Source organism: Peptoniphilus lacrimalis DSM 7455 (assembly GCF_000378725.1).
Classification (GTDB): domain Bacteria; phylum Bacillota; class Clostridia; order Tissierellales; family Peptoniphilaceae; genus Peptoniphilus_A; species Peptoniphilus_A lacrimalis.
This window is the reverse complement of the sequence record NZ_KB900367.1, coordinates 34,433-46,535: the sequence shown is the minus strand read 5'-3', so window position 1 is coordinate 46,535 and position 12,103 is coordinate 34,433. Positions and strand designations below refer to the sequence as shown.

Sequence of the window (12,103 nt, the reverse complement as noted above, 5' to 3'; positions counted from 1 at the left end):
GGTTAAATATTTAAGAAATTCTTAAAATCATTGTCTTATATGGTTTTACAATTAAAATATTATTTGTTAAAATAAGTACCGAGGTGCTTTATGAGAAGATTTACAGCCCTATTTTTATTAGGAATAATACTTATTTTAAATATAAATGTCTTTGCACAAAAAGATGTTTCTATTGACAAGAATACTTCAGTAAAAGCTACTGAAGAGGCTAAGGAAGAAAAAAAAGAAATTAGAGATCAAAATATTCTTGTACCTACAAAAGACGGAGTGCAAAAAGCAACGGCTGAAGAAGCTGGAAAAATTGAAGAATATGAAAAATATTCTTTAGAAGAATTATCTAAGTCTTATCTTTTGGGAGATTATCAATCAGGAAAAATTCTTGAAGCCTATAATATTGACGAGGTTAGACCCATGGCTTCAACATCAAAACTTGTAAGTATTTTTGTAGTTTTTGATAAGATTAAAGACGGGACCATTTCAAAATCTGACGAGCTGACAATAGATAGAGAATCATCAATCTTAGGAGGCTCAACTTTTAAACTTAAAGAAAATGATAAGATGACAGTGGATGATTTAATTAAGGCTAGTATGGTAGTTTCAGGAAATGATGCTATTACAGCCCTAGCTAAACATATTTCTGGTTCTGTTGAAGCTTTTAGTGTTCTTATGAATAAAAAATGTAAAGATTTGGGACTTAAAAATGCACATATGGTTAATCCAACAGGACTTACTAATTATGCTATTGAGGATTACAACAAAATGACCACAAGGGAAATGTTTATCCTTTCCTGCGAGCTTATAAAATATTATCCTGAAATTCTTAATTATACTAAAGAGGCTTATTTAAAAGATGAAGACAGAAACTTTTTGGAGTACAACACAAACCCGATTTTGGGGATAGTACCAGAAATTGACGGATTAAAAACAGGATATACTAACGCATCAGGAAGGACAGTAATTTCTACAGGTTTAAAAAAAGGAATTGAAGGCAAGTCAAAAGATTTAAGATTAGTAGGCATTGTAACAGGATGTAACGGCGATTGGCAAAGATATGTTGCAATAAAAAGATTAATGAGCAAGGGCTTTGACAATTATGAATATACAATTTTTGGGACTGAATCAAAACCCATTCAAAATATAAATGTTGAAAATGCACAAGACGCGCAGACGCCAGTATTTATTAAGAGCAAAGGCTATGCACTTGTAAATAAAAAAGAAAATATTAAAAAAGATATAAAAATTATCAGTGAACTTAAGGCTCCTATTGAAGCCGGAAAAAAAGTTGGAACCATTAAATATTACTCTTCAGGAGATTTAATTTTTGAAAGTGATTTAATAGTTAAAGATAAAGTTTATGAAAAAGGCATATTACAAAGATTTGTAAGAATTTATGAAGATATATTTAAGAATATTGAAAGGGAAGTTAGTTGAATATAATAGCAGTTTCTTTGGGAGGAGCTTTAGGTTCAATATCTAGGTATCTCTTAGGCTTTATACCAATAAAAATATATGACAATAATATTATAACTATAATAATAAATATTTTAGGCTCATTCTTAATAGGTCTAATAGTAGCAGCAAGTTTAAAATCAAGCATAAGTGAATTTAAGATTAATTTTCTAAAAACTGGATTTTGTGGAGGATTTACAACATTTTCCACCTTTTCCCTCGAAATAATTAATTTATTAGAAAAAGGGAAAATAATATTAGCCCTATCATATTTGTTGTTATCAGTAATATTTAGCCTTATAGCAATATACTTTGCATTTAAGCTTGTAAAATAACCACACCACCAATTAAATTTGGTGGATTTTTTTGTTTTTTTTAGAATATATTATTATTAAAATTCTAGTCTTATTAAAAAAATATAAATTAAAGTAGTAAAAATATAGTGAATAAATTCTTTCATCTTTACACTCCACTAGAAAATTTTTATTTAATAATATATTCTAAATCAATAAAAAAATCTCGAGATTTTTCTCTCGAGATTTAAAAAAATATTTTATTCTTCTTCTGATTCTAATATTTTGGCAGCCATTTCTTTACCGAGATTAATCAAGTCTTCTAATTCTTCTCTAGTTGCAGCGCCTTGAATTTCTGGTTGATGTTCTAATACATTGTACTTTCCATCTTCCATATATTTTTTAAGATTCTTTAAGGCTCCACCGCTCCATGAGTAAGAACCGAATATTGCCCAGAAATTATTTTTCATTCTTTGGTGAGATATTTCTGTAAGAAGGAAATTCATTGGTGGGAATAGAGAATTATCGTAAGAACAAGAACCTAAAATAACACCTCTATATCTCCAGGTATCTGTTAATAAATAGGATAATGGAGTTTTTGCTACGTCCCTAATTTTCACATCATTAAGCCCGCCACGAACTAGACCTTTTGCAACGGCTTCAGCCATTCTTTCAGTATTTCCATACATTGAGCCATAAATTACAACACAGCCCTTAACTGTTTCTTGTTTTGCAAGAGAAATATAAAAATCTACAATTCTTTTTGGGTCTTTTCTCCAAATTGGGCCATGAACGGTACAGATTGTAGAAATTTCTAAATCTTTAAGTCTTTCTAAGGCTTTAAGAGCTTGTTTTGCATATTTACCAACTATATTTATAAAATATCTTGCGGCTTCTTCTTTGTAGTGGTCATCAAATTGAATTTGATCATCGAAAATGCCACCGTTTAAAGTTCCAAAACCACCGAATATATCTTGTGAAAATAAAACTTTACTTGCTTTTTCGTATGTTACCATGGATTCAGGCCAGTGAACCATCGGTGTAAGATAAAAATCAAATTCTCTATCTCCTAATTTTAAATGTTCCCCATCTTTAACAACCCTTACATTTTCTGTAACTCCATAGAAATTTTTAAGCATTGGCACAGCCTTTGGTGAAACTATTATTTCTACATCGGGATATAGATCTATAAGTTCAGGAACAGAAGATGAATGGTCGGGTTCAAGGTGGTTCATAATAATGTAATCGACTTTTTCATCACCAAGAATTTCCTTAATTTTTTCAATATAAACGGAAATAGTATTTATCTTTACCAAATCCACTATAATGTTTTTTTCTCCCTTAATTAGAAATGAGTTGTAAGCAACTCCGTTAGGTAGTGGCCACATTCCTTCAAATTTTTCTGTTTGCCTATCATTAGTTCCTATATAATAAATATTATCCTTAATGGGGGCGGTTACTAAATATTCCATATTTTCTCCTTTCAACAAAAATTTTAATTTATACATATATTCTCTTTCAATAAAGGGAATATAGATTTGTATTTATATTATTAAGTATTGATAAATTTAACTATGCTTTATAACATATATTTTTTATTGAAAAATATAAAATTATTCATAAAATTCTGTAAATAAATGTTTTTGTCCTTTATGTTTATAGCCTAGAATTTGACCTAAATTTACATTTTCGCTAGATCTTAGTATGTTAATATCAGCATTTTCATTTTCTTTAAGCAGACTCTTTACAAGTTCTTTAACATAATATCTTTTGTTACCTGATTTTTTCTTTGTTACTGTGCAGGCACAGTCAAGAGGATTAAGACCTGTTGATTTCATGAATCTAATTATAGCTTCTTCCTTAACAAGATACATTGGTCTTATGAGTTCCATATCAGAGAAATTTTTAGCCTTTAATTTTGGCATCATAGTTTTATAATCTCCTGCAAAGATTATATTTAATAGTATTGTTTCAATAACATCGTTAAAATGATGACCTAAGGCTAGTTTATTACATCCAAGCTCCTTGGCTTTTGAGTAAAGATTACCCCTTCTCATTCTAGCACACATATAGCAGGGAGAATCCCCATTTGTTAATTTTTCAGCAACTTCAAAAATATCTGATTTGTATAGTTTAACGGGTATGCCAAGTTTTTTGCAATTATAAAGTAGATTATCAGAATTTTCTTTTATATAGCCAGGATCCATTGCTATAAATTCTAGAGAAAAATCCACCTGCCTATGTCTTTTTAGTTCTTGCATTAATTTTGCAAGAGTTAGGGAGTCTTTTCCTCCGGAAATGGCAACAGCAATTTTATCTCCGTCTTGTATAAGTTCGTATTCTTTACAAGCTTTAATAAATTTTCTAAATATATCTCTTCTGTAAGTCTTAATTAATGACTTTTCTATATCTTTAATTTCTTTAACTTCATTTTCTTTTTCCATCATATTACACTTTCCCATTTAATAGATTATATCATAATATTAACTTATTTTTTATAAAAATTACTAAGACATTGTTGCAGATAATACTGGCTAAAAGTTATTTTTTTGCCCATTTTTGTTAATGTGTTATAATTAAAGAGAATATAATTTTATAAGAAGGGAAAAAATGAATAAATATAATATTGAAAAAAATTTCACCCTATTAACCGATTTTTATGAATTCACCATGGCTAATGGGTATTTTCAAGAAGGCATTGGAGAAAAAATTGTTTATTTTGAAATGTTTTTCAGAAGCGTTCCTGATGACGGTACATATGCTATTATAGCTGGGCTTGAACAGTTAATTGAGTATTTTGAAGACTTGCATTTTGCAGAAGATGATATTGAATTTTTAAGAACAAAAAAAATATTTTCAGAAGAATTTTTAGATTATCTTAGAAAGTTTGAATTTAAATGTGACGTATGGGCATTAGAAGAAGGCTCTGTTGCATTTCCGCAAGAACCTCTAATTATTGTTAGGGGACCTGCCATTCAAGCTCAAATGCTTGAAACTATGGTTTTGTTAACCATTAACCACCAATCAATGATTGCTACAAAGACTAATAGAATTGTAAAGGCTGCTGGCGGAAGACCTGTTTCTGAATTTGGTTCAAGACGTGCTCAAGGATATTCTGGAGCAAATCTTGGAGCAAGGGCTGCTTATATAGGGGGAGTTATAGGTTCTGCTAACACACTTTCCGATAAACTTTTTGGAGTTCCAGCTCTAGGAACAATGGCTCATTCTTGGGTACAAATGTTTGATTCAGAATTAGAAGCGTTTCGTGCCTTTGCAAAAGTTTATCCGCAAAACTGTTTATTGCTTGTAGATACTTATGATACTTTAAAAAGTGGTGTTCCAAATGCTATTAAGGTATTTAATGAAGATGTACTACCAAAGGGATTTAGACCAAAGGGCATAAGAATTGACTCAGGAGATATAGCTTATCTATCTAAAAAAGCTAGAAAGATGCTTGACGATGCAGGATTCGAAGACGCTTTAATTATGGCATCAAATTCTCTTGATGAATTTACTATAAAAAATATATTGGTTCAAGGTGCCAAGATTGATGCCTTTGGTGTTGGTGAAAGACTTATCACTTCAAAGTCTGACCCTGTATTTGGTGGAGTTTACAAGATGACAGGAATTGAAGGAAAAGATGGTAAAATTATTCCAAAGATTAAAATTTCTGAAAATGTAACAAAAATTACAATACCCGGCTTTAAAGAAATTCATAGATTTTATGATAAATCTTCAAACAAAGCTATTGCAGATGTTGTTTCTTTGCATGATGAAGTTTTGCCTGAAGATAAACTTGAAATCTTCCACCCAATTTATACATGGAAGAGAAAGACTTTAAATAATTATTACAGCAAAAAATTGTTAGTACAAATTTATGATAAGGGTAAGTTAGTATACAAGATGCCAAGTCTTGATGAAATTAGAAATAAAGCTCAATCTGAAATTGATTCTCTTTGGGATGAAGTTTCAAGAATTGACAACCCAACTGAATATATAGTGGATTTATCCGAAGAACTTTGGAAGACTAGAGATGCATTACTGAAAAAGTATGGCAAAAACTAGCTTTTAAAAAATTTAAAAAGGAAAGAAATAAGACTGATTAGAAAAGAGGAAGTATGCAATATTACGGAAATGTTTTTAGACCGCCCAGTGAGGCAAGATCTTTAATTATTCAAGCAACTGTTGGATGTGCTCACAATAAATGTAGCTTTTGTTATATGTATAAAGATGATAATTTTATAATTAGACCCTTAGAAGATATAAAAAAAGACCTTATAGAAATGAGCCAATATGGAAGTTACTGGAGAAGGATTTTTCTAGCTGACGGTGATGCTCTTGTTTTAAAAACAAGCGATCTTTTGGAGATTTTAAAAACCATTAAGCAATATTATCCCAATATTGAAAGAGTTTCATCTTATGCTACAGCAGGGGATATAAATAGAAAATCCATAGAAGAACTTAAGGCTCTTAGGGATGCAGGCCTTGAAATGTTATACATTGGATTTGAATCTGGTGATGATGAAATTTTAAGAAAAATAAATAAGGGTCTAACTTATAAGGATTATGTATCTGCAATGGCTAAGTGTAAAGAAGTTGGTTTTAAAACTTCAATCACTATAATAGCTGGTCTTGGTGGAGTAGAACTTATGGAACAAAACGCTAAAGGTACAGCGAAAATTATTTCAGAAACTAAGCCTGATTATGTGTCTTATCTTACTATGAGAATATATAAAAATACACCACTTTATCTCGATTATATAAATGGCAAATTTAATATGCCAAATGCTGAAGAGATTTTACAAGAAATGAAAATATTTTTAGAAAATGTGGACTCAGAAGGAACAATTTTTAGGTCCAATCATGCCTCTAATTATGTATTATTAGCTGGTACATTGAACGAAGATAAAAAGGGACTAATTGAAGCTATAGACAAAACCTTAAAAAAGAAGAATTTTGTTCCTGAAGTTTTAAGAGGTTTTTAACATATGAAAGTTTACAGATTTAACTTAGATTTAGAAAAATTTGATAATTTTATAAACACAAATAGACTTTTTATTCTTGAAGATAAAAATATTTCAAGCAAAAAAGATTTAGATGAATTTTTGCTAGAAGAAAAAAACAAGAAATATAAAAGCCTTGTCAATAATTTTTTGAAATTAGATGTGGGTGATTTTGTTTGGCTAAGGGCAAAAGAAGAGTATGCCCTTGGCAAAATTAAAAGTAATGTTTTTTATAATGAAGCTTTGGAAGTTTCTTTAGATATTAAAAAAGTTTCTTATGAAGAAGTCCCACAAAAACTTAAAAAAGTAACAAGGGGTTCAAAACTTATCGGTATTAATGATGAGTATATATTTAGTGAAAGTAAGAAAATTTATGATAAATCTTACGACTATTCATCTTATGTGGACAGCGGACTTATAACTATAAAAAATAATAGGGCTGCCTTAGATGTAGGTTATGAAAATACCAATAGAGGAAATTTCCCACCAGCTTTAAGAAAAAGTGGGCAAGTTGCTATATATAAAGACAGGGAAAATATTAAAATAAACTATAAGAACCATAAAACTCCAGAAAAAGAAAAGCATGAGGAAAAAAATTTTGACTTAATTTTTGAGATGAATCCAAAGGAAGAGAAGGAAGAAAAAAGCTTACTTCCATTGAGAGCTTCTGATATAAATATGGAAAGTCTTCCCCTAGTTTGCTCAAAATTTTTAAAATTACAGTTTGATTTTGCCAAAGAATTTACAAAAACTTCCATGGAAAATTTAGCTAAAGTAAATATTAAATTTTGGCAAGAATATTTAAAGTTGTTAAAAGAATGAAATTAATACTAAGTTTGGAAAAATTTCTCATTGACTGCTCAATGGGCATGAAAAAAGCTGCACAAATTGCTGGTTCAGTGATGGACTATAAGCCACTAGATGAAATTGATCTAGAAAAGTTTTGTTCTCCATCTATAATTAAGAGTGCTATGGAAGTTTATAATATTAAAGAAATTGAGGCTAAGGTTTTTTTCAAGTGGTATGGAGATTATTTCAACAGGATTGGTAAATATGAAAATGAATATTATAAAGGTGCTTTAGAACTTTTAAATGATTTAAAAAAAGATTATGATATTTCTGTATTTACCGAGCTTTATAGTCTTCAAGCCAGACAAATTTTGAGAAAAAAGGATATTCTTAAAGATTTTGAGCTTGTTGGCGGAAAAGAAAAAGATAGAGAAAATAATGAAAAATACCATATTTTGGAGACTCTTGTTAAGAATTTAAAAACAAAGGATGAGATTGTTTTTATTTCCTCTGATATGGAAGATATAAAAGTTGCAAGTGAATTGCTTCTTAATAATATATATTATGATTTTAGTGAGAATAAAGAAATAAATGTAGATTTTATAAGGGATAAGTTGGAGCAAATAAAATGAAAATTAATAAGGATGATAAAGATAAAGATTTAGAAATTGAAGAAGAAAAACTACACTTATCTGAGGGAAAAATAAGTTTTTCCAATGATGTATATAGAAATATTTTTCTTGTGCTTTTAGGTTTTTCTACAGTATGTTACTTATTTTTAAATCAAAAAGGAATTTCAAAAATTTTTGTAACTTTACTAAGTATAATGTTTCCCTTTATACTTGGTGGAGTTCTCGCATTTATGATAAAAATTGTACTAAATTTCTTTGAAGAAAAATTATTTAATAAGATAAAAAGTGCTAGATTTCAAAAACACAAAAGAAAAATTTCAATATTAGTTTCAATTTTTGTAATATTTTTAATAATTTTTATAATTTTAAGAATAGTTGTACCTCAATTTATATCATCTATATCAAAACTGCAAACTGCTCTACCGCCTTTAATTCAAAAGGCTATAGATAAAAGTAGAAATATAGCTTTTATAGATGAGTATTCAGATAAGATGCAAAAAATATATGATCATTTGTCTGTTTCAAAGATTTTTGATCAAATTAGAGAATTTGTTAAAAACCAAGGAGATAATTCTTCAATAAGCACGGCTTTTCAAAGAGCTTATTCGACGGCTACAAATATCTTAGGTGGTATAGTTAATTTTGTTCTTGCCCTTATAACGGCAATCTACATTTTATCAGATAAGGAACACTTGGAATATCAATCAAAAAGAATAGTTTATTCAATTTTCTCCAAAAAAACCTCAGGAAAAATATTTCATGTATTTAAACTTTTACATCAAAATTTTGAAGGATTTATCAGGGGACAAATCATTGATTCAACTGTTCTGGGAATAATTGTATTTATATTTTCTTTTTTGGCAAAAATGCCGAATGCTACAACTCTAGGAGTTCTTGCAGGAGTTACAAACCTTGTTCCTATTATTGGACCATTTATCGGTGGCTTTATGGGATTTGTTTTGATTGTAATTGATGATTTTTCAAAGGCTATAATATTTGTAATTTTTATTTTCATTATGCAGCAAGTTGAATCAAATTTAATTTATCCAAAGCTTGTCGGTGGTGCCGTTGGTTTACCAGCCCTTTGGACACTAATTGCAATTACTGTTGGTGGTAGCCTTTTTGGAGTTGTAGGAATGTGGGTTTTCATACCTTTAACTTCAACTATATACACCCTTATTGGCGAATATACCAAATATAAGATTGATAAAAAAGATATTGATTTAAGAATGCGAAAGGTATAAAATAATTTGTCAAAAGTTAACATAATTTTAAGAAAAAATCTATTTAATATTAAATCACTATAACTATAGTGATTTTTTACTTTTGAAAGGAAATTGATAATAAAAATCTATTAAATCTAGTTTTCTTCTGCTACAATAATTATAAAAAGGTGGTTTATGACTGATAATAAATATAAAAAAAATATAGGAAAAATAAATAGGGTAAATGAACTTACAAAGACTTCTGTATTAGGATTATTAAGTAACTTATTTTTATTTATGACTAAAGTTTTAATGTATTTTTTTACCGGTTCAATGTCTATTTTATCCGAAGCTTTAAATAATCTTAGCGACTGTTCATCATCTATTATTTCAATAATGGGTGTAAAATTTGCTCAAAAACCCAATGACAAATCGCACCCCTATGGACATGGACGTATAGAGTATTTAATAACACTTGTTATTTCAGGCATGGTTTTAGTTGTAGGGGGGAATTTTGTTTACTTTTCTTTTAAGAAGATAATCCATCCCCAAGCCTTAAACTATCCGTTTTATACTTTGGTACTTTTATTTTTATCTTTACTTGTAAAAATTTGGCAGTCAGGTTTTTATTTAAAAAAATCTAAACTTCTTAATTCTTTAGCTTTGAAAGCGCAAAGCAAGGATTCTTTATCAGATTGTCTTATAACTTCTGTAGTTTTAATTGGTGTAATAATTCAAAAATTTACCGGACTTAAAATAGATAGCTATATAGGTCTTTTAGTTGCACTATTTATAATATATACGGCAATAGAACTAATTAATCAGACAATTTCTATTTTAATCGGTAAGGGTCTAAGTGAAGAATTAAGACAAGAGATTATTTCTAAGGTTTCATCTTATGAAGGAATATCTAATGTTCATTCCATTATTGTAACTGATTTTGGACCGGAAAATATCATAGTTATACTTGATGCTGAAATAGCCTACAACTTAAGCCTAGAAGAAGCGCACAATATTGTAGATAAGGTAGAAAGAGAAGTTTCAAAACTTTTAAATATTAAGCTAATAATTCATACTGATCCTCATGGCTCAGCAAGTAAATTAATTGAACAGATAAGGAAAAAACTCCATATAATAATAAGAGAAAACTTAAATCTTTATTCTGTATATGATATAGTAAATGATGGTGATACTTTCCATATTGAGTTGGATTTTAACGGAAGAATAATAAAAGATGAAAATGCAAAGGAGGAGCTTAAAGAAACTGTTGTAAAATCTTTGAAAGAAGAATTTCCTGATTATAATTTTGTGATCAGATTACTAGCAGTTTTTTGATTATTATGAAGGCATTGATTGTTGGAGTAGGTAAACTTGGCTTTAAACTTGCCGGTGCCCTACTCGATGAAGGTTATGAAATTTGCGTTATAGATAACAATGAGGATGTAATAGAAAACGTTTCAAACGTGTTGGATGTATTTTCAGTTTGTGCAAATGCTCTAGATTTCGGGGTGTTAATGGAACTAGACATATCTACTTTTGATATAGTAATTTCTACAACAACTAATGACGAAGCTAATGTAATTTTATGCTCCATTTCTAAAAAATTAGGGGCTAAATATTCTATTGCAAGAGTTCGTGACCCTGAGTACAGAAAATATTTGAAATTTATGTCTGATGAGTTAGACATTGATTATATAATAAATCCTGAATATGCTACTGCAAAAGTTATAGATAAATATTTATTAAAAAAATATCAACTATATGCTAATGAAGTTGCGGGTGGAAAAATAAGGCTTGTAGAGTTTAATATTGGTCAGGATCCGGAATTTATTGGTAAAAAACTTATAGACTTAAATACTTTTGATAAGTTAATTGTAGCTGCTATTTCTAGAGATGGGAAAGCCATAGTACCTAATGGTATGACGGAATTAAAAGCTGATGATGTTATACTTCTTTCTGGAATCACTGAGGATATTGAAGCTTTTGATAAAAAATACTCTGGCATATCTAAAGAAAAAACAGTCAGAAAAGTTATGATACTAGGGGGAGGTAAGGTTGGATTTTACCTTGCAAGCCTTCTTGTCAATGAAAAAATAGATGTTACAGTTATAGAACTTAATAGGGATAAGTGTGTAAACATTAAAGAGAAACTTCCTGGTGTTGAAGTAATAAATGGAGATGGAACAGATATAAATTTATTAGAAGAAGAAATGTTTCATACTTTTGATGCCTATGTTGCAGCAACAGGCATTGACGAAGCAAATTTACTTATGAGCCTTGTAGTTAAAAGAGCAGGAATTTATAAATCTGTTGCAAAAATTTCCAGGACAAATTATGACGGTATTATTGATAAGCTAAATATTGATGCTGTTTTCAATAAGTCTTATATTACAGCCTCAGAAATTTTAAAGGTTATTAGGGGTAATGACTCCCAAGCAGTCAGCCTTCTTTTAAACGCACAAGTTGAATGTAATGAATTTATTTTAAAAAAGAAACTTGCCATTTGTGGGCAGTCACTTAAAGATTTAGCCTTACCCAAGGGTATACTTTTCATAGCCTTGATTAGAGGTGAAGAAACTATTGTGCCAAATGGCGATACTGTTCTTGAAGATGGTGACAAGGCAGTAGTTTTTGCAACAAAAAATGAGATAAGTAATATGAAAAATTTATTTAAACGTACAAAAATTATTGATGGAATATATAATAAACTAACTAAGAATTGATATAGAGGT

11 protein-coding genes are annotated in these 12,103 nt (G+C 29.4%); 9 read left to right on the top strand and 2 right to left on the bottom strand.

All coding sequences use genetic code 11. The features are described from left to right. The first annotated feature begins 90 nt into the window (after positions 1-90). Together F594_RS0100240 and crcB are read left to right on the top strand one after the other, a co-directional pair. Entirely contained in the window at positions 91-1,431 is a 1,341-nt protein-coding gene (locus F594_RS0100240) for a D-alanyl-D-alanine carboxypeptidase family protein (protein ID WP_009346180.1), read from the top strand. After that, positions 1,428-1,784, top strand: a complete 357-nt coding sequence (crcB, locus tag F594_RS09105; protein ID WP_036746160.1) for a fluoride efflux transporter CrcB — start codon at positions 1,428-1,430, stop codon at positions 1,782-1,784. Before F594_RS0100240 ends, crcB begins: the two co-directional genes overlap by 4 nt. 218 nt (positions 1,785-2,002) lie before the next feature. Here the strand turns inward: crcB and F594_RS0100230 are convergent, their stop codons facing one another. Together F594_RS0100230 and F594_RS0100225 are read right to left on the bottom strand one after the other, a co-directional pair. Next, a complete protein-coding gene (locus tag F594_RS0100230; protein WP_009346150.1) occupies positions 2,003-3,214 on the bottom strand; it encodes an FprA family A-type flavoprotein in 1,212 nt (403 codons plus the stop codon). A 141-nt stretch (positions 3,215-3,355) separates the two neighbouring features. Beyond that, a complete protein-coding gene (locus F594_RS0100225; protein WP_019034133.1) occupies positions 3,356-4,189 on the bottom strand; it encodes a tRNA 2-thiocytidine biosynthesis protein TtcA in 834 nt (277 codons plus the stop codon). 163 nt (positions 4,190-4,352) lie between these two features. Here F594_RS0100225 and F594_RS0100220 point away from each other — a divergent pair, with 163 nt between their 5' ends. The 7 genes from F594_RS0100220 to trkA all read left to right on the top strand — a co-directional run bounded on the left by F594_RS0100220 (position 4,353) and on the right by trkA (position 12,094). Further along, complete coding sequence (locus F594_RS0100220; RefSeq protein ID WP_019034132.1) at positions 4,353-5,807, top strand: nicotinate phosphoribosyltransferase; 1,455 nt, start codon at positions 4,353-4,355, stop codon at positions 5,805-5,807. A gap of 53 nt (positions 5,808-5,860) precedes the next feature. After that, on the top strand, positions 5,861-6,727 hold the full coding sequence (locus tag F594_RS0100215; RefSeq protein ID WP_004823833.1) for a radical SAM protein: 867 nt from the start codon (positions 5,861-5,863) through the stop codon (positions 6,725-6,727). A 3-nt stretch (positions 6,728-6,730) separates the two neighbouring features. Then, entirely contained in the window at positions 6,731-7,567 is an 837-nt protein-coding gene (locus F594_RS0100210; RefSeq protein ID WP_019034131.1) for a hypothetical protein, read from the top strand. Next, the gene (locus F594_RS0100205; protein ID WP_019034130.1) at positions 7,534-8,166 is read left to right on the top strand and encodes an HAD family hydrolase; all 633 of its coding nucleotides are present in this window, start codon (positions 7,534-7,536) and stop codon (positions 8,164-8,166) included. Before F594_RS0100210 ends, F594_RS0100205 begins: the two co-directional genes overlap by 34 nt. Continuing rightward, positions 8,163-9,410, top strand: a complete 1,248-nt coding sequence (locus F594_RS0100200; RefSeq protein ID WP_019034129.1) for an AI-2E family transporter — start codon at positions 8,163-8,165, stop codon at positions 9,408-9,410. The genes F594_RS0100205 and F594_RS0100200 overlap by 4 nt, the downstream gene beginning before the upstream one ends. 156 nt (positions 9,411-9,566) lie before the next feature. Next, positions 9,567-10,706, top strand: coding sequence for a cation diffusion facilitator family transporter (locus F594_RS0100195; protein ID WP_019034128.1), 1,140 nt, complete (start codon positions 9,567-9,569; stop codon positions 10,704-10,706). Between the two features lie 5 nt (positions 10,707-10,711). Then, on the top strand, positions 10,712-12,094 hold the full coding sequence (trkA, locus tag F594_RS0100190) for a Trk system potassium transporter TrkA (RefSeq protein WP_004823842.1): 1,383 nt from the start codon (positions 10,712-10,714) through the stop codon (positions 12,092-12,094). Positions 12,095-12,103 lie beyond the last annotated feature (9 nt).

Excerpts from the sequence above, each read along its gene's own strand:
- F594_RS0100240 (WP_009346180.1), top strand. The coding sequence starts at position 91 with ATGAGAAGATTTACAGCCCTATTTTTATTAGGAATAATACTTATTTTA.
- F594_RS0100230 (WP_009346150.1), bottom strand. The coding sequence starts at position 3,214 with ATGGAATATTTAGTAACCGCCCCCATTAAGGATAATATTTATTATATA.
- F594_RS0100225 (WP_019034133.1), bottom strand. The coding sequence starts at position 4,189 with ATGATGGAAAAAGAAAATGAAGTTAAAGAAATTAAAGATATAGAAAAG.
- F594_RS0100220 (WP_019034132.1), top strand. The coding sequence starts at position 4,353 with ATGAATAAATATAATATTGAAAAAAATTTCACCCTATTAACCGATTTT.
- F594_RS0100215 (WP_004823833.1), top strand. The coding sequence starts at position 5,861 with ATGCAATATTACGGAAATGTTTTTAGACCGCCCAGTGAGGCAAGATCT.
- F594_RS0100210 (WP_019034131.1), top strand. The coding sequence starts at position 6,731 with ATGAAAGTTTACAGATTTAACTTAGATTTAGAAAAATTTGATAATTTT.
- F594_RS0100200 (WP_019034129.1), top strand. The coding sequence starts at position 8,163 with ATGAAAATTAATAAGGATGATAAAGATAAAGATTTAGAAATTGAAGAA.
- F594_RS0100195 (WP_019034128.1), top strand. The coding sequence starts at position 9,567 with ATGACTGATAATAAATATAAAAAAAATATAGGAAAAATAAATAGGGTA.
- trkA (WP_004823842.1), top strand. The coding sequence starts at position 10,712 with ATGAAGGCATTGATTGTTGGAGTAGGTAAACTTGGCTTTAAACTTGCC.